Source organism: Thalassospira sp. GB04J01, assembly GCF_000751115.1.
Lineage (GTDB): Bacteria > Pseudomonadota > Alphaproteobacteria > Rhodospirillales > Thalassospiraceae > Thalassospira > Thalassospira lucentensis.
The window spans coordinates 315123-332413 of record NZ_CCDX020000012.1; the positions used below are offsets into that span (position 1 = coordinate 315123).

At 53.3% G+C, this 17291-nt stretch carries 16 protein-coding genes; 8 read left to right on the forward strand and 8 right to left on the reverse strand.

The genetic code is table 11. The features are described from left to right. From AMM48_RS12720 to AMM48_RS12730, 3 genes are all read left to right on the forward strand, one after another. Entirely contained in the window at nt 1-954 is a 954-nt protein-coding gene (locus AMM48_RS12720; protein ID WP_102784346.1) for a site-specific tyrosine recombinase XerD, read from the forward strand. 237 nt (nt 955-1191) lie between these two features. After that, nucleotides 1192-3012, forward strand: a complete 1821-nt coding sequence (locus AMM48_RS12725; RefSeq protein WP_244271220.1) for a GGDEF domain-containing protein — start codon at nt 1192-1194, stop codon at nt 3010-3012. A 162-nt stretch (nt 3013-3174) separates the two neighbouring features. Beyond that, the gene (locus tag AMM48_RS12730; RefSeq protein ID WP_102784348.1) at nt 3175-3525 is read left to right on the forward strand and encodes a hypothetical protein; all 351 of its coding nucleotides are present in this window, start codon (nt 3175-3177) and stop codon (nt 3523-3525) included. Nucleotides 3526-3570: 45 nt separating this feature from the next. Here AMM48_RS12730 and AMM48_RS12735 read toward each other — a convergent pair whose 3' ends face one another. From AMM48_RS12735 to AMM48_RS12755, 5 genes are all read right to left on the reverse strand, one after another. Continuing rightward, nucleotides 3571-4221 (reverse strand): GDSL-type esterase/lipase family protein, encoded by a 651-nt coding sequence (locus tag AMM48_RS12735; protein ID WP_102784349.1) that lies wholly within the window; start codon nt 4219-4221, stop codon nt 3571-3573. After that, a complete protein-coding gene (locus AMM48_RS12740; RefSeq protein ID WP_102784350.1) occupies nt 4221-5534 on the reverse strand; it encodes a CCA tRNA nucleotidyltransferase in 1314 nt (437 codons plus the stop codon). The genes AMM48_RS12735 and AMM48_RS12740 overlap by 1 nt, the downstream gene beginning before the upstream one ends. A 62-nt stretch (nt 5535-5596) precedes the next feature. Then, nucleotides 5597-5884 (reverse strand): hypothetical protein, encoded by a 288-nt coding sequence (locus AMM48_RS12745; RefSeq protein WP_102784351.1) that lies wholly within the window; start codon nt 5882-5884, stop codon nt 5597-5599. A 23-nt stretch (nt 5885-5907) separates the two neighbouring features. Continuing rightward, the gene (locus AMM48_RS12750) at nt 5908-6552 is read right to left on the reverse strand and encodes a CoA pyrophosphatase (RefSeq protein WP_102784352.1); all 645 of its coding nucleotides are present in this window, start codon (nt 6550-6552) and stop codon (nt 5908-5910) included. Next, complete coding sequence (locus AMM48_RS12755) at nt 6552-7130, reverse strand: DUF1285 domain-containing protein (RefSeq protein WP_102784353.1); 579 nt, start codon at nt 7128-7130, stop codon at nt 6552-6554. The genes AMM48_RS12750 and AMM48_RS12755 overlap by 1 nt, the downstream gene beginning before the upstream one ends. Before the next feature lie 115 nt (nt 7131-7245). Here AMM48_RS12755 and AMM48_RS12760 point away from each other — a divergent pair, with 115 nt between their 5' ends. Genes AMM48_RS12760 through AMM48_RS12775 form a run of 4 tightly spaced genes read left to right on the forward strand, consistent with a single transcriptional unit; the run spans nt 7246 to nt 14041 of the window. Further along, entirely contained in the window at nt 7246-8283 is a 1038-nt protein-coding gene (locus AMM48_RS12760) for an AAA family ATPase (RefSeq protein WP_102784509.1), read from the forward strand. Nucleotides 8284-8286: 3 nt separating this feature from the next. Then, nucleotides 8287-9255, forward strand: a complete 969-nt coding sequence (locus AMM48_RS12765) for a DUF58 domain-containing protein (RefSeq protein WP_102784354.1) — start codon at nt 8287-8289, stop codon at nt 9253-9255. Then, nucleotides 9252-11969, forward strand: coding sequence for a DUF4159 domain-containing protein (locus AMM48_RS12770; RefSeq protein ID WP_102784355.1), 2718 nt, complete (start codon nt 9252-9254; stop codon nt 11967-11969). Before AMM48_RS12765 ends, AMM48_RS12770 begins: the two co-directional genes overlap by 4 nt. Beyond that, entirely contained in the window at nt 11966-14041 is a 2076-nt protein-coding gene (locus AMM48_RS12775; protein ID WP_102784356.1) for a hypothetical protein, read from the forward strand. The genes AMM48_RS12770 and AMM48_RS12775 overlap by 4 nt, the downstream gene beginning before the upstream one ends. A 28-nt stretch (nt 14042-14069) precedes the next feature. Here AMM48_RS12775 and AMM48_RS12780 read toward each other — a convergent pair whose 3' ends face one another. Continuing rightward, a complete protein-coding gene (locus AMM48_RS12780) occupies nt 14070-15032 on the reverse strand; it encodes a LysR family transcriptional regulator (RefSeq protein WP_102784357.1) in 963 nt (320 codons plus the stop codon). 156 nt (nt 15033-15188) lie between these two features. Between AMM48_RS12780 and AMM48_RS12785 the strand changes: the two genes are divergently transcribed. Further along, nucleotides 15189-16154 (forward strand): glutathione S-transferase family protein, encoded by a 966-nt coding sequence (locus AMM48_RS12785; RefSeq protein ID WP_102784358.1) that lies wholly within the window; start codon nt 15189-15191, stop codon nt 16152-16154. Nucleotides 16155-16248: 94 nt separating this feature from the next. Here AMM48_RS12785 and AMM48_RS12790 read toward each other — a convergent pair whose 3' ends face one another. Beyond that, nucleotides 16249-16752: a F0F1 ATP synthase subunit B gene (locus tag AMM48_RS12790; RefSeq protein ID WP_022731588.1), complete on the reverse strand. Its 504-nt coding sequence runs from the start codon at nt 16750-16752 to the stop codon at nt 16249-16251. A 4-nt stretch (nt 16753-16756) separates the two neighbouring features. Next, nucleotides 16757-17242 carry an ATP synthase subunit B' gene (locus AMM48_RS12795; RefSeq protein WP_022731589.1) on the reverse strand — a complete coding sequence of 162 codons (486 nt, stop codon included), beginning with the start codon at nt 17240-17242 and terminating at the stop codon, nt 16757-16759. Nucleotides 17243-17291: the final 49 nt, after the last annotated feature.

Below are 17291 nucleotides of genomic sequence, written 5' to 3' on the forward strand. Positions count from 1 at the left end.
ATGACAAAGGCACCTGCAAGCGCGTTGATTTCGGCCTTTCTTGAAATGATGGCGGCGGAACGCGGGGCAAGTCCACATACGCTTGATGCCTATCGCCGCGATCTTGACGATTATGTTGGATCGTTAAAGGCAGGAAAATCTGATCCTGTGACCGCGCGTGATGGTGATATGCGACGCTATATGGCCGAACTCGGTGCAGCCGGGCTTGCGCCGCGCACACAGGCACGGCGACTTTCAGCCGTTCGGCAATTTCACAAGTTCCTGTATTCCGACGGGTATCGCAACGAAGACCCATCAGCCAATATCGACAGTCCCCGGCAAGGCCAGACCTTGCCAAAGTTCCTGACGATCGATGAAATTGATCGCCTGATTACGGCGGCATCCAATCATTCCGGGATTAAAGGCAAACGTCTTTTGGCGATGGTTGAATTGATGTATGCCACAGGCATGCGGGTTTCCGAACTGGTTGAACTGCCCTATGCGGCGGCGGCACGCGATCCCCAAATGCTGATTGTCAGGGGCAAAGGCGACAAGGAACGTCTGGTGCCCTTATCCGATCCGGCCCGTGATGCCCTGCGTGACTACATTGCGGTGCGCGATGCTTTTATTCCATCAGACAAATCCGACGGCCATACAAACCGCGCCGGGCAATCCTCATACCTTTTCCCGTCACGTGGAAAAACCGGGCATCTGACCCGGCAAATGTTCCTGAACATGATCAAGGATCTGGCGGTTGATGCAGGTGTGGCACCGTCACGGGTATCCCCGCACGTTTTGCGTCATTCCTTTGCCAGCCACCTTTTGGCCAACGGCGCGGATTTGCGCAGTTTACAAAAAATGCTCGGCCACTCGGATATTTCAACCACGCAAATTTATACTCATGTTCTCGAGTCACGGTTGCGCGGGCTGGTGCAGGAACATCATCCACTGGCATATATGACTAAAACCGAGTAACGCACGCAGCCCCGCAAGATTTGTCTACTCCGTTCGTATAGGTAAACGACGGTCATTTTACGAAAAAATGCACGTTTTCTGCGGTTGTCATATATCAGTAACCGTACTGTCATCAAGTTGTTGCCAAACCTGAGCTAGAGCAAATCAAACAAAAACTGTCTTTATCCTATTCACTAGGGAACGAAAAACATTTTGGCAAATCGGGGAACTGCATTGGCTCATAATGCAGACAACGCAGTGACAACCAACAGACCCACCGCCCAGCCTGCCGTGCTTCGAAACTGGCAACAGGTTGTCGACAAAGTCGACTTTGCCTTCCAGCCGATTGTCAGCCCGCACACTGGGCATGTTTTTGGTTATGAAGCGTTGCTACGGCGCTGGGATAGTGCTGGGTTCGCATCCATTCAGGCCCTGTTTGATACGGCTTGGGAAACCGGCAATCTGCACAGCGTTGATATGATGCTGCGTGAAAAGGCGATTAAAAAGTTTGCCCGCCTCCCCGGTGCCACGCGCCTGAAACTGTTTTATAATTTTGATAACCGCGTCATTAAGACCGAAGATTACCAACCTGGGCAAACGGCAAAATTGCTGTCAGATGCCGGGCTTGAGCGTGACACGATCTTTCTGGAAATTTCTGAACGTCACGACATCAGCAACGCCCAGTATCTTCAAGATATTTTGGTCCGCTATCGCAGTCAGGGCTTTAAAATTGCCATCGACGATTACGGCAGTGGCTTTGCCCAGTTGCGTGCGATCTATGAATGCGAGCCTGATATCATCAAGATTGACAGGTTCTTTATCGACGGCATCGACCGCGACCGTCGCAAGGAACTGTTTGTCACGCAAATCAACGCATTTGCCCATATGATTGCCGCACAGGTCGTCGCCGAAGGTGTCGAAACCCGCGAAGAATTCCTCTGCTGTCGCCGACTTGGCTGTGACCTTGTACAGGGTTTTTTCCTGGCCCATCCATCAATAGAATTGCCTGAACAAACAGACACCATCAAGATTGCGGCCGACCTTGCCGCCGACAACCGCCGACAAACCGAACGTGACGACGATGTTGTACGGTCTTACCTTCTCGATACACCCGCCCTACCAAGCGACATTAACCCGGTTGATATCCTGACCTATTTTCAGCACAACCCGGATATTTCACTGGTGCCAGTGGTTAATCAAAATGGCGAACCGCTTGGCGTGGTGCGTGATTCTGAATTCAAATCTTTCATCTACACCCCGTTTGGGCGCGAGTTGCTGCAAAATCCGGCCAATCGCACCAATATCAAACGGTTTCTGCGCCGCTGTCCGGTTGCCGATATCCGAACCAGCCTATCGGAACTGCTTGAGACGTTTGTTAACACCAAGGCAATTGACGGCGTCATCCTGACCGAAAATGGCCGATACCTTGGCGTGCTTGACCAAAGTGCGCTTTTGCATGCGGTGAATGAACGCAACACGCTAAATGCACGTGATGAAAACCCGCTAACGCGTCTTCCGGGTAATAGTGCGATTTACCGTTATGCGGCAAATGCACTGTCGAACACGCGCAAGCGCCGCTTTGCTGTCTATTTTGATTTTGACAATTTTAAACCGTTCAATGACCGCTATGGGTTCCGTCAGGGGGACCGGGCGATCCTGTTGTTCAAGGATATCCTTGGCAAGGTGCTAAGCCAGAATGACTGGTTTGTCGGTCATATTGGCGGCGATGATTTCTTTGCCTATGTTCAATCGATTGATTTCGAAGAAGCCGTCGCCGCAGTTAAACGCGTTCAGTCCATGTTCGATGAGCAGATCAAAAGCTTCTATGACGCCGAAACACGCGAAGCTGGATATCTGACCGGTAAGGGACGTGACGGTATTGAAGCCCGCTTTGACCTGATGAGTGTTAGTGCGGCGATGGTGCGCATTCCCCCGGAACGCAGCGACATTACCCTTGATCATATTTCAATCGCGGCCGCCAAACTGAAAGCGACGGCAAAAAGCAGCCCCACGCGGTTCGCCAGTGCCTGTTATGAAATGCCCGGCACGAGCGATGAAATTACGCATATCCCCGCCTAAAGCAGTTCGGGTTTATCGATATTTGGTCGGTTTTCCTTGAATATCGCGCGAAATCGAAGACGCCATACGGCTTTGAAAACAGCAAAATAATGCTTTTATTTATCTACGCTGCGTTTAATATCCCATCAAAATAACACCATTTTAAACGAGCATTTCACGTCGATGGTCAGCGTTTCTTCTTCATCCGACCTGCAACAAGTTATTCCGGTTCGTCCAGCGCGGCCAATCGCACCGCGTCAACAACCCCAGCAGGATCAACAACAGCAAGACCAGATTGTCGATAAGAACAATCAGGCTGCCGTTACATCGGACGAAGAAATTGAACGCGCAGTGCGCGCCTTTGAACAGGACCGCAATCAAAAGCAACAGTTTGTAAGCAATAACGCACGTGACATCGTTCTAGAAAACGATATCGAACAATTTGGCTCCACCGGATATGGTCCGTCTGGCACAGCGAATGCTGGTGCAAGCCCATCAAATGGCCGTGGTCAGTATATCGATATCTACGCCTGATTTTCAGGCGTCTCCACACGGCGGCCCTGCTGAATACCGCAAAGATCAGTCGATCAGACCAACCGCTTTTTGCCAGTCATTCCAATCCCAGATTAAATCAGCCAGCCGGTCATAGCCGGTCTTATCGGGATGGTAGCCATCGCCACGGCGCAATGCACGCTGCCAGGTTTCATCGGTCAGTGTCGTGCCAAGCAGATCAAGATAGGGCACATCAAACCCACGCGCGGTTTCCAGATAAATCTGGTTAAGCCCTTCAAGCCGTTCGTTGATTTCCTGACTTGATTTGCCGCCATCAATCACCGCCTGCGGCCCGATCCACAGTGTCGGTGCCAGTTTGGCAGCTTCGCCGATAATCTCTGCAGCATTGCCCGCCGATTTGGCCGGTGATACCCGCATAGTGGTTTCCTCACCCCGGTCTTCGGCATGATTGGCATCATTGACGCCAAAACTGAACAACAAGACCGACGGAAACTCTGCCACCATGCGCAGTTCGGCTTCAAACTTCCAACGTGCTTTCAGGCCCTCGGTCGTTTCAGCGCGAATGCCAAGATTATAAATGGTGGTTTCGCGCTTTGCCTCGCCCAGCAAACGGCGGCCCAATCGCATCGGCCAGCCGCCTTTTTCCCCATCACGCACACCATTGACCAGACTGTCACCAAAACAGCAAATGCGATGTCCAGTAGTAGCTTTGCTCATTATGCTTCCTGTTCGTCCGTCATCGGGTGACTGGCAAGGTATTTGATCAGTTCTGCGCTGTTGGGTTCACAGCCACGATCCAGCCAATATTCTTCGGCCTGCTTTAACAGCATGCCGATTTTCGGGCCCGCCGGGGCAAGCTTGGCGGCCAGAATATCGCGACCTTGGATTGGCAGGTGTCTTGGCTGCCAATCAGCGGCGGCTGCAACAAGGTTTTGCCAGCCTTTGTTTTCGTCTTGGGTACACCGCGGCGGGACAGAAGCCCGCATGCTCCATGCCAAAAGAACAGCATCCCGAAAACGATCCGCCCCAATCCGATACAAATCACGTCGAACGGTATCGGCATCAAGGTCGGATTCAATCAGCGCCGCATCAGAAATCATCGCACTAAACCGATCTACTTCGGTGTTTGACAAACGTAAGGACCGAGCGAATTCTTCGGCGATGTTAGCGCTAACATCGTTGTCATCTGTGGGCTTAAACAGTGCTGCCAAACGTCGAAGGGGATCGGGTTGAATGGCCGGGTCGGCCAATGCGGTACTATCAAGCCATTGCATGATGCGCAGGTTCGCCGTCTGGGTCAGTTGCGGCAAGATCACGGGTAAAATATCAAATCCGATCATCTCGCCAACGGTGCCCGCCGGGCTTTTGGCCAGCAGCAGCTTTAACATTTCATCGCGGATGCGTTCAGGCGAAATATCAAGCAATCCACGCGCGCCCTTGCGGCAGGCTTCGGCGCCAACCGGGTCAATCGGAGGACGGCCAAACCACGCCTGAAACCGGAAAAACCGCAAAATACGCAGGAAATCTTCGGCGATGCGATTTTCCGCTGTGCCAATGAACCTGACACGCCCATCGCCCAGATCGGTTTGACCATCAAACGGGTCATAAAGAGTGCCGTCCAAATCGCAATAAATCGCGTTGAATGTAAAGTCGCGCCGTTTGGCGTCTTCAAGCCAGTTGTCGGTAAAGGCAACTTCGGCATGACGACCATCGCTTAAGACATCAACCCGCAACGTGGTAATCTCATACGCACCGGCATCGGTGATTGCAGTCACTGTACCATGCTTGATCCCGGTCGGGATTACCCGGATACCAACCTTTTCAAGTGCGGATGTGGTTTCATCCGGGCCAAGGTCACAGGCAATATCAACATCATGCAGATCACGTCTGAGCAACGCATCGCGTACGACACCGCCAACAAAACGGGCACGCCCGCCGTGCTGTTCGATGGCGTCAAACACGCGTGCCGTATCATCCGCGACCATAATGCCATAGGGCCGCAATCTGCCTGTTGCTTCCATTCCTGTCATCGCACAGTCTTGATGTCCGTCAGTTGTCTAGGGGCAGGACTAAGTTCAAAGGTCGTGGGGTGTTATTTTTTGGGTTCGAAGTAGCCCGGTTCGACAACACCGTCACGCAATGAAGGCGCATGATAAATGGAATCAGGCGGCGCACCAGTCCCAAGTGCCGTGTAAATAAGGATTGCTGCGGTTAACGCAACACCCGCACCAAACAGCAACAGCCACGGACCTTTGCTCCAGGGTGGCACGATATCGTGGCCTTCGCGGATGGCTTTGGCACGTGCGAATTTCAACCAGATGCCATAGATGACAAACGGCAGTATCAGGGGCAGGCCAATCTGAATGATTTGTCTTAGCATTACGCTTTTTCCCTGAACGTCATTTATGTGTGCATCTCGGTGCGCGATGCCCGCAGGACTTCGCTAAAATTAACCAGCATCCCGGCGGTCGCACCCCAGATATAATATTCCCGGTACGGGATGGCAAAATATCGCCGTCGTGTGCCTTCAAAGGTCACGGTTTGCAGTTTCTGGTTGCCCGGATTGAGGATGAATTCCAACGGGACTTCAAATACTTCGGCCACCTCGTGATCATCTGGTACCAGATCAAACGGCGGTGTCACAAGCCCGATCACCGGGGTCACCTGATAGCCCGTCACGGTATAATAATCATCAATGCGACCAATCAGTTCAATATGGCCCCGATTGAGACCAATTTCCTCCTCGGTTTCGCGCAAGGCCGTTTCTTCGATGGTCGCGTCGAATTCTTCCTGTCGGCCGCCGGGAAAGCTGATTTGTCCGGCGTGATCACTTAAATGATCCGTCCGACGGGTTAAAATGACATGTAATCCATTGGTCCGTTTGACAAGTGGAACCAGAACCGCCGCAGGACGGGCAATCAAATCCCCGTCAGCAAAGGCGCGCGCGCGCGATTTTGATCCGGGATAATCGACAGCGTGATCACCACGGCGCTGCACGGCATCACCGCGCGGTGCATTCAGTGCGGCAATGATTTCTGCTGGCGTCATTAAACGGTCTCCATACGGCCAATCTCAAAAAACTGTCCGTTACTGTATACACCTATACTCGTCATCCCGGTCTCAGGTTCAATGATTTCCTCAGCCAATTCGACAAGCTGATAAAATACCGCCCGGTTCAGGCGCGCCTCAAGCCCGCGTTCAAGCGCGATATAAGGCGATGGTTCATCGGTTTCAGGATCATGTTCAACCCGCAACGCATGATCCCCGTCCAATTCGACCCATTGATCAATATTGGTGCGGAATCGAAGGGTCTGATCATGGCCAGTGCCCTTGTTTTCCATCTCAACGGCTATGAATGCAACGTCTTCAACGTCAATACGCGCCATTTCAGCCGGGGTCACAAGCCAATGACCGCCTTCTTCATCACGTTGCAGAACAGAAGAAAAAAGTTTCACTAACTCAATTCGGCCAATGGGCCCACCTTGATAGAACCAAGTGCCATCCCGACCTATAGACATAGGGATATCACCGCAAATCTGCGGATGCCGTCCGGTGTCGGGCTTTTGCCCGCGCAGGCGCGACCAAAGTTTTTCGGCGAGATCGGTGGTTTTTTCGTTATTGCTCATGCTGTACAGTTAACTCCGGAACCGAATGTTTTCCCGTAGTGATTATGTGAATTCTTTTGCGTTCCCTAATCTGGCCAGCGATTGCACTGCAACAGAGGAAGCAAAGTCTCCCGCCATGACAAACGCGCCACGTTTCCCCGAAGAGATGGGGTTTTCCCAAGATAGCAGTCTTGAACGCGACGCCGCGCGTTTGGACGAATGTGTCGGTCGACTGGCCGAAGCCCGCAAAATGGTGTCATCCATTATATTTGGGCAGAATGAGGCAGTAGAGCAAACACTTATCGGTATTTTATCTGGCGGCCACGTCTTGATGGTTGGTGCGCCGGGGCTTGGGAAATCTTTACTCGCCCATACACTGGGCAAAGTACTAGGCCTTTTGGACAAGCGCATTCAGTTCACCCCTGACCTGATGCCTGCCGATATCCTTGGCTCCGAAGTCCTTGAAGAAGGCGCGGACGGCAAGCGCGCCTTTCGCTTTATCAAGGGGCCAGTGTTCTGCCAGCTTCTTCTGGCCGACGAAATAAACCGTGCCAGTCCGCGCACCCAATCAGCACTGCTCCAAGCCATGCAGGAACACGAAGTGTCAGTGGCGGGCTATAGCCACAAGCTTCCTGAACCGTTCCATGTTCTGGCAACCCAAAACCCGCTCGAACAGGAAGGCACCTATCCGTTACCAGAAGCACAGCTTGACCGGTTTTTGCTTGAAGTGCGTCTGGCCTATCCCAATGCGGATGAAGAACGCAAAATCGTTACAGAAACCACCGGGCGCTATCCCACCCGGCCAAGACAGGTTCTTCAGGCCGATGATCTGGCCGAGGCACAGGATTTTGTCCGCCGCCTGCCGATGCCTGACCGCGTGCTTGATATCATCATTGCATTGTGCCGCGAATGCCGCCCGGAAAGTACATCAATGGTCGATATCCGCGACAATGTTGCATGGGGTCCGGGAACACGTGCCGCCCAATCACTGTCACTAGCCTGCCGGGCACGGGCGATGCTGCATGGCCGGTTTGCGCCATCGATTGAAGATGTCTCTGAACTGGCTGTTCCCATTCTACGCCACCGGTTTGGCCTGACCTATGGTGCGCGTGCCGAAGGATATACTGCAAAAAGCCTGATCACAGATGCCCTCGCCCACCTTCAGGAGAGCTAAGAATTGGCGCTTAATGCCGTGCATGATCATGTTGCTGCTGCCCGTGCGCTGGCAGCACGACTGCCCCAGCTGATTGATGAGTCCCGCCGGACAGCCATCAGTCTGCGCGGGGGATTGCATGGCAACCGCAAGGTCGGGCCAGGCAGTGATTTTTGGCAGTTCCGCCCATATGTTCCGGGCGATCCAACCAATCAGATCGACTGGCGCCGTTCCGCACGCAGTGATCATACCTTCATCCGTCAAACTGAATGGCAGGCTAGCCACAATTACTGGATCTGGCCCGTGTTATCGCCATCCATGTACTGGTCATCTGCACGCGACATTCCAAGCAAGGCCGAACGCACACTTATCATATCGATTGCCCTGGCCGACCTTTTGATCCGAAATGGTGAAACCGTTGGCACGTTTGATGTCGAACGTACCCGGGTTACATCCGCCGAACATCTGGAAAAACTGGCACATGCCATGTTGGCCTCTCCACCAAGCATCGCCGAGCAAGGCCTGAACATGCACCCCGGTCGCAAACATTCTGTTTTGGTGTTGGGCGATTTTCTGGAATTTGCCGATCACGGCACCCAGACACGAAATGCCGTCCGTCATTTGGGCCAATATCAGAATGACGGGGCACTGGTTCATATTCTGGACCCTGCCGAAATCTCGCCGCCGTTTCAGGGGCGGGTCAATTTCGTTGATTCCAATGACACCCTGATTTTCAAAAGCGAGAAATTCGAAGACATCGCCGAGGGTTTCAAAAGCCGGGCACAAAAATGGCGGGCAGATGTCCGTGATGCTGCGCGCCAGAACGACTGGCTGTGCGACCGTCACGTCACATCGGAAAGTGCAAGCCCGACCCTACTGGCGCTTTATCAACATCTTAGCGAACGTCAGAACCAAAGCGGATCAAACGGGCGTGGACGCCCCAACCTGAACCGCCCCATCCCGGACGGTCATAAAACGCAGGAGACGTCATGAGCCTTTCGGCCATCACATTCCTGTATCCGGCGATGCTGGCAGGCCTTATGGTCCTGCCGATTGTCTGGCTGTTAATCCGGTCTGCCCCACGCGCGCCAAAGCAAATCACGTTTCCCGCGGCCCGATTGCTGCGCGGCTTAAAAAGCCAGCGCCGGGATGTTCAGCGTGCGCCAATTTGGCAAACCATTCTGCGCTGTCTTATTCTGACCTTGCTGATTGTCGCAGCAGCCCGCCCGGTGATGAACAGAAACGAATTTGCCCAGAACAATGGCGCGATTTTGATCATTGTCGACAATGGCTGGTCGAGTGCCCCCGAGTGGTCGCAATACCGCTCCGCCTTGGATCAGATCATCAATAAGGCACGATTTGATCTGCAATCGGTTTATATCGCGCGTACCGCCCCCGAGGCAGCCGGTGCCACCACGTGGAAACTGCCCGACATTGTCGGCCCACTTTCGCCGCGCGGGGCGCAAGACCTTATTGGCCGGTTACAACCGCGTCCTTGGGCGGCTGATTATTTTGCCCTGTCTGATCTGATTTCCAATCAACAGGAAATGAACACAACGATTGGCAGTGTACTTTGGCTGAGCGACCAGATGGCAAACCCCGGCAAATCCGAACTTGCCGAGGAGCTTCTTCAAATCGCCCCGATCACGGTGATCGAACCGACGATTAATGATCGAATAGCGGTACGATCCTTGATCCGGTCACGCACTGGCTTGATCGCGACACTTTCCCACAATCGCGGCGACACAGCCCGCACGATCAATCTTCTTGCGCGCGGCGAGCGTGGGTCGGTCCTGTTGCGCCACAACGCCGAAATTGCTGCGGATACTGAACAAACCGAACTGACCGTCCTTTTGCCAAGTGATATCGCCAATGCCATTCAAACCGTCGGCATTGAGGGACGCGAAAGTGCCGCGACGGTGTTTCAAACAGGTGCGCGTTGGCAACAACGTCGCGTGGGTGTGATTGTCAGTTCCGGGGACAGTCCGGCGGTTTTATCGGACCGGTATTTCTTCCTTGATCGGGCGCTGTCCCCCTATGCCGACGTCATCTATCAGCCGCTTGGAAAATTGCTAGAACAGAAAGTCGATGTTCTGGTGGCAACCGGCCCGATTTCTGGATTGGGCAGCCAACATAAAAACCTTGAAAGGTGGGTCAACGACGGCGGCATGCTGGTGCGGTTTGCTGGCGACAGTTCGACAGAAATCGGCAATGAGTTTTTGCCCGTCACCTTGCGTTTGGGCAATCGCGACTTTGGCGGTTCCATGTCGTGGGAAAAGCCAAAACGATTGCTTGATTTCCCTGAAACCAGCCCGTTTTTTGGCATTACCATTCCACCGGAAATTACCATTACCCGGCAATTGCTGGCCGAACCAGACCCCGATATTTTGAGCAAAACCTGGGCACGTCTGACGGATGGCACCCCCTTGATTACCAGCTCCGCGCAAAATGCCGGGCGCCTTGTGCTGTTTCACGTCACCCCTTGGGCCGATTGGTCGAACTTGCCGATGTCGGGACTTTTTGTTGAGCTGTGGCAAAGAATCCTGCCGCTTGCCAGTCCGAGCAATCCCAACAGTGGTGAACTGCAAACCAGTTTACCGCCGCAATCGGTCCTTGACGGGTTTGGACAGGCCCATCAACCCGATGCGATGATCCTGCCCCTTCGTGCGCCACTCGCTACACCGACACCACGTCATCCGCCCGGCATTTACGGCGAAAACGGTCAGGCAGTTGCCCTGAACCTTGGTCCGTTTCTGGGATCACTTGCCAATGATGTGACGTGGCCATCCGGGATTGATAAACGCAAAATCACGGATCATAACCAGATTGATTTGGCGGCATTGTGCCTGATTGGGGCGTTGCTTCTACTGGTGATCGATGGGCTTACCTTACTGGCTGTCCATCACGTCAGTCTGCGCCGCAACCGGCAAAGCAATGCGGCGACATCCACCCTCATCGCACTTGCAATGCTTGGCACGTCGACCATCACAGTGCTGTTGTCATCTACGACCGATGGTAATGCCGCAACCCTTCAGGAAGCGGCCTTGTCGCCCAGACTGGCCTATTTTGAAACCGGTGTAGCACCGGTGGACCGGCTTAGTCAGGCCGGCATGGCAGGATTAACCGAAATCCTGCGCCGACGCAGTGCGGCCGATCTTAGCAGTGTCGACGGGGTCAATCCGGAAACAGACGAACTGAGTTTTTATCCCTTGATCTATTGGCCGCTTGTCGATGGTCAGAAACCGTTTTCTGAACGGGCACGTGACCGGTTGAACAAGTACCTTGAAAACGGTGGCATGATCCTAATCGACAGCCGCGACCGCGAAGTTGAACCCGCCCGGTTGCGGCGCCTTCTGGCCGGTCTTGAAATCCCGATCCTTGACCGTGCCCCAAGTGATCACATCGTCTTTCGCAGTTTTTATTTGCTTGATCATGCCTATGGCCGGTTTTCCGCCCCCATTTGGCTTGATGCCCGTCCGGATCAGCGATTAGACGGCGTGGCATCGGTGCTGTTTGGGGGCAATGACTGGGCGTCAGCATGGATGTTACCCGAAGGCCGAGAAGAAATGCGCGCCGAGGATATTTCACCAAGACAGCGCGAAATGGCGTTTCGGTTTGGTGTTAATCTTGTGATGTATGCGCTTACCGGCAGCTACAAGGGTGATCAGGTACACTTACCCGCCATCCTTGAAAGGCTTGGCCGATGACCCAAGGCTGGCAGAATCTTCAGATATCGCCGTTGCTTGATATCGGTATTTTGCAGATTCTGGCTGTGCTGTGCCTGATTGCGGTGGTGGTTTTTGCCCTGTTTCGACTGCGCGGCACCATCTGGCGCGGGGTGGTGATGGTGCTTGTGCTGCTTGCACTGTTGGCACCACAGTTTGCCGATCAGGACCGTGAAAAATTGAGCGACATTGTGCTGGTCCTTGTGGATCGCAGTGCAAGCCAGGAAATTGGCGACCGGTCCGAGCAAACCGACGAAACGATCAAGCAACTTCGCGACCGTTTTGCCGGTAATGATACGATTGAACTGCGGTTTGAGGATGTCACAGGCCAATCTGATACCCGCATGTTTGCGGTTGTCGATCGCTTGCTTGGCGGCATTCCCCGTGAACGGCTTGGCGGGATCATGATGATCACCGATGGTCAGGTGCACGATGTGCCCGCCCGACTTGATCTCGGGGCTCCACTGCATGTGTTGATCACCGGACATGAAGACGAACACGACAGACGATTGCAAATTCGTCAAAGTGCCGATTACGGCATTGTTGGCAAGGACGCGGAATTCATGGTCGAGGCCATTGATCATGACCTTGCCAAAGGCACACCGATTGCCGTGCGCATGTTGCTTGAAGATGGCACCGAGAAAGAAATCTACCTGCCTGCCAATGAACAACACCGCATCAACATCCCGGTTCCTCATGCTGGACCGGTTCTGGCCGAACTGCGCATGGACGAGATCGAAGATGAAACCGATCAAACCAACAACCGCCTGATCCTTGAAACCACCGGGGTTCGCGACCGGTTGCGGGTACTGTTGTTATCGGGGGAACCCCATCCGGGTGAACGTGCATGGCGTAATCTTTTACGGGCTGATCCGGGGGTTGATCTTGTGCATTTCACCATCCTGCGCCCCCCCGAGAAGGGCGATGACACCCCGATCAATGAATTGGCTCTTATTCCTTTTCCCATTCGTGACCTGTTTGAAGTACGCCTTCGCCAGTTTGATTTGATCATTTTTGATCGTTATCAAATGCGCGGTGTGCTGCCGGCTCATTATCTGGAAAAGGTTGTCGATTACGTAAAATGGGGTGGTGCGGCACTGGTGGTCGCCGGGCCGGAATATATCGGGGCAGACGGGCTTTCGAGTACAGTGCTAAATGACCTGATGCCCGCGGTTGCGACCGGCCGGATTATGGAACAACCGTTTGTGCCGCGCGTGAACGATGCCGGCCGGTTACATCCCGTCACAGCCGCAATTGCCGGCTCGCCAAGCACCCCGCCCAAATGGGGTCGTTGGTACCGGCAAATCGAAACCAGAACATCCGATCCCGATGTCATGACATTGATGACAGGTGCAGATGATATGCCACTTTTGACCCTTCAAAGGGTCGAAGAAGGCCGGGTTGCGATGCTCAGTTCCGATCAGATGTGGCTTTGGCAGCGCGGTCATGATGGCGGTGGCCCGGTGGCGGAACTTCTGCGCCGGTTATCGCATTGGTTGATGAAAGAACCGGCACTCGATGAAAACACCATCACGACTGTACGCAGTGCGGATGGCGAAAGCCTGATCCTGAATTGGCGAAAAATTGGGGCAAATCCCGAAATTGGAAGTGTGATCAACCCCGAAACCGGTGAACAGGTAAATGCCGCCTTTGAAAAACAACCCGACCAGACATGGCAGGCCGTAGTTCCCATGGCTGAACGCGGATTGATCCGGGTAAGAGGACGGGACCTTAGTGACCGAACCCAAACGGCCTTGCATGTTGATCGCGACGTTTTGACCGCCGAATCACGCAATACAAATTCCACCCCCGAAATCCTTGCCGGATTGGTTGCGCAAAATGATGGATATATCGGGCGTATTGAAAACGGACTTCCCGATTTCCGTCATATCCCCAGCGACCGGGTCCGACATGGATTGAACTGGGCAGGTTTTCTTGAAACAGACAGCTATCGCACCATTGTTGGTGGCATCACCAATCTATTGCCGATCCCGTTGATTGCGCTGTTGATCGGAGCGTTTTGTCTGGTTGGCTGGCGGGTGGAAAGCAAATAGATCGAACCGCCATTTTACCTTTGAGTCACTATGACGAACGAATGGGGCCTTTGCCTTGGGCCACATCCGCGCAGGTTTGTTGATGGAACGAACATAATCCGCCCCGGAACTTGTCCACCAGAAAATCGATAAAGACCCGAACCTTTGTCGGCAAATGGCGACGTTCGGGGTAAACCGCGTAAATGCCCCCCCCGCTATCGGCATTAAAGTCCTTTAGGATCGACACCAAACGTCCATCCAAAAGGGCTTGAGCGACAATGAATTCCGGCTCGCGCGCAATGCCAAGTCCGCGAATTGCCGCGGTTGAGGTGAATTCACCGTTATTGCACGATAAAACCGGGTCAACACGTACACTGACCTGTCCGTCCGGCCCGTTGAAATCCCAAATGTTCGGGCTGGGAAGGTTGGTGTAGGACAGTGTTTTATGCTGGGTCAGGTCTTGTGGCGTTTTCGGTTCTCCATGTTCTTGCAAATACGATGGTGCCGCGACGATGTGACTGGAAAAATCTGCCAGTTTGCGCGCGATCAGACTTGAGTCTTTCAGTCTGGTAATACGGATCGCCATATCAACACCTTCGGCGACGAGATCAACCATATGATCGGCCAGATGAATGTCGACATGCAGACCGGGATACTGTTCCATGAACTCTGTGACAAGTGCAGGCAAATACATCTGCCCGAACGTCAGGGGTGCCGATATTCTAAGTGTGCCGCGAGGAGTACCGCGTAAATCGGTCAGGGCATGCTCGGCGGTTTCGATTTCTTCGACCACACGCGCGCAATGCTGATAAAATGTTGATCCGGCATCGGTCAGGCTTAGCCGTCTTGTGGTCCGGTTCAAAAGCCGAATGCCAAGATTATCTTCAAGCTTGGTGACATGTTTGCTGACGGCGGATTTTGACATGCCAAGCTTTCGCGCCGCTCCTGAAAAACTGCGTTCTTCAACCACACGGGCGAAAACAGTCATCGCATCAAGATTTCCGATCAACATTACTTTGCTCCTGCCTGCCGCCAAACTGTTGCCTGTTTGGAAACAAATTAATGTCACATCACCTAATTGTCTTCAACGCGGAAATGACGACAATAGGGACAGGATCGCGTAAAGCAGATCCCCTAAATCCAAAACGACGACGCCGGAGGAAACAAGATGGGACTGTTGGTCGAAGGACGCTGGCAAGATCAGTGGTACGATACCAAAAGCACGGGCGGAAAATTCAAACGTCAGGATTCTGCGTTTCGCAATTGGCTATCCAAAGATACCGATGCCCGTTTCCCCGCCGAAGCAGGCCGTTACCATCTTTATGTTTCCTATGCCTGCCCGTGGGCGCACCGCGCCTTGATCATGCGCGCGCTTAAGGGCCTTGAGGACATGATTTCTGTGTCTGTGGTTCACTGGCATATGGCAGAAAATGGCTGGGAGTTTTCGCGCAAAGACGGTTTGACTGACGATCTGGCCGACCGCGACTTCATGCATCAGGTCTATACCGATGCGAAACCGGACTATACCGGTCGTGTCACCGTGCCGGTCCTTTGGGACAAGAAAACCAACAGCATTGTGAGTAATGAATCGTCGGAGATCATCCGCATGCTAAATAGTGCGTTTGATGATCTTGGGGCTAAACCCGGCGACTATTACCCGGAAGGTTTGCGTGGCGAAATCGACCAAGTAAATGAACGCGTGTATCACGAGATCAACAACGGCGTTTACAAATCCGGCTTCGCCACAACGCAGTCTGCCTATGAAGACGCCGCCAAGACGCTTTTTAATGCGCTGGACTGGATTGAAGACCGTTTATCAACCCAGCCCTACCTTGCGGATGATCGCCTCACAGAGGCCGATTGGCGGCTGTTTACCACGCTGGTGCGTTTTGATCCGGTCTATCACGGGCATTTTAAATGCAATCTGCGGATGCTGCGCGATTATCCAAACCTTTGGAACTATACCCGCGCGCTCTATCAACATCCCGGGATCAAAGAAACGGTCCATTTTGACCATATCAAAAACCACTATTATCAAAGCCATCCGTCCATCAACCCGCACGGTGTGGTGCCAATTGGCCCGGCTCTTGATTTCGATGCGCCCCATGACCGCGACAGGTTCAAAGGTTCATAACAGGCCCCGAGCAGTCATGTGATGATTGTCATGGGACAAACAAAAAACCCCGCAGCAGTGCTGCGGGGTTTTTAAATCCGTAAAACGGAAAATCTTAGTTCAGGCGACCCTTGATTTCCGCGATCGCGTTATCAACCAGTTCGTCAGCCTTGGCACCAGAAACCTTGTCAGAAACAAGGGCCATGGTCGCCTTGGTTGCGATTTCGGCGACATGCGCACGAACTTCGGCAACCGCCTGGCTTTCGAGATTGGAGATACGTTCCAGAGCCTGCTGTTCACGGCGCTTAAGTGCCGCTTTGAGCTCAGCCTGGGCGCTTTCCAGCATACGGTCGGCTTCAGCCTTGGCATGCGCGCGGATCTCGTCAGCTTCCTTCAGGGCTTCGCGTTGTTTGGCCTGATAATTGGCCAGAAGCTCCTGAGCTTCTTCGCGAAGACGCTGAGCTTCGTCAATGTCGTCGGAAATCTTCTTTGCACGTTTATCAAGTGCAGCAGAGATCCCTTTGACGGCTTTGAACCCGCCAAACCCAACGACCAAAACGAACGAAAGCGTGGTCCATGTGTATGGATCGGTAAGGAAAGTAACCTCATGGGTTGCCATTATCTTACTCTCCTACAATAGCCGAAACAGCCTTGTCGGCAGTTTTGGCCTGAACCTTGACGCCGATAAGTTTGTCGGTTGCTTCGCGGGCGATTTCAGAGGCTGCTTCCGCAACACCTTTCATCGCATCCGTTTTGGCATCCACAATTGCCTTTTCGGCATCAGATGTCTTTTTAGACAGCTTCTTGACCAGTGCTTCGGTTTTTTTAGCCTGCTCTGCAGCAGCCTTTTCCGAAGCTTCACGAATGTCTGCTTGCGCAGCATCACGAGCTTCTGCCAAAGCAGCCTCGTACTTCGCGATAGCGGCATCGGTTTCGTCTTTCAACGCCCGAGCCTTGCCAAGATTGTCTTCGATGTTCTTTTGACGGCGTTCAAGAACTTCACCGACTTTTGGCAGCGCAATTTTCGACATCAAGAAATACAAGATGGTGAAAATAACAAACAGCCAGAAAATCTGTTCTGAGAACGTCGCAATATCAAACTGCGGCATAGCCTACTCCCGAATTCAACGACACCGGCGAGGGCGTTCCTCGCCGGGC

What these genes read in the sequence shown, in the direction of transcription:
- AMM48_RS12720 (WP_102784346.1), top strand. Translation starts at nt 1, where the DNA reads ATGACAAAGGCACCTGCAAGCGCGTTGATTTCGGCCTTTCTTGAAATG.
- AMM48_RS12730 (WP_102784348.1), top strand. Translation starts at nt 3,175, where the DNA reads ATGGTCAGCGTTTCTTCTTCATCCGACCTGCAACAAGTTATTCCGGTT.
- AMM48_RS12735 (WP_102784349.1), bottom strand. Translation starts at nt 4,221, where the DNA reads ATGAGCAAAGCTACTACTGGACATCGCATTTGCTGTTTTGGTGACAGT.
- AMM48_RS12740 (WP_102784350.1), bottom strand. Translation starts at nt 5,534, where the DNA reads ATGACAGGAATGGAAGCAACAGGCAGATTGCGGCCCTATGGCATTATG.
- AMM48_RS12745 (WP_102784351.1), bottom strand. Translation starts at nt 5,884, where the DNA reads ATGCTAAGACAAATCATTCAGATTGGCCTGCCCCTGATACTGCCGTTT.
- AMM48_RS12750 (WP_102784352.1), bottom strand. Translation starts at nt 6,552, where the DNA reads ATGACGCCAGCAGAAATCATTGCCGCACTGAATGCACCGCGCGGTGAT.
- AMM48_RS12755 (WP_102784353.1), bottom strand. Translation starts at nt 7,130, where the DNA reads ATGAGCAATAACGAAAAAACCACCGATCTCGCCGAAAAACTTTGGTCG.
- AMM48_RS12760 (WP_102784509.1), top strand. Translation starts at nt 7,246, where the DNA reads ATGACAAACGCGCCACGTTTCCCCGAAGAGATGGGGTTTTCCCAAGAT.
- AMM48_RS12770 (WP_102784355.1), top strand. Translation starts at nt 9,252, where the DNA reads ATGAGCCTTTCGGCCATCACATTCCTGTATCCGGCGATGCTGGCAGGC.
- AMM48_RS12775 (WP_102784356.1), top strand. Translation starts at nt 11,966, where the DNA reads ATGACCCAAGGCTGGCAGAATCTTCAGATATCGCCGTTGCTTGATATC.
- AMM48_RS12780 (WP_102784357.1), bottom strand. Translation starts at nt 15,032, where the DNA reads ATGTTGATCGGAAATCTTGATGCGATGACTGTTTTCGCCCGTGTGGTT.
- AMM48_RS12785 (WP_102784358.1), top strand. Translation starts at nt 15,189, where the DNA reads ATGGGACTGTTGGTCGAAGGACGCTGGCAAGATCAGTGGTACGATACC.
- AMM48_RS12790 (WP_022731588.1), bottom strand. Translation starts at nt 16,752, where the DNA reads ATGGCAACCCATGAGGTTACTTTCCTTACCGATCCATACACATGGACC.
- AMM48_RS12795 (WP_022731589.1), bottom strand. Translation starts at nt 17,242, where the DNA reads ATGCCGCAGTTTGATATTGCGACGTTCTCAGAACAGATTTTCTGGCTG.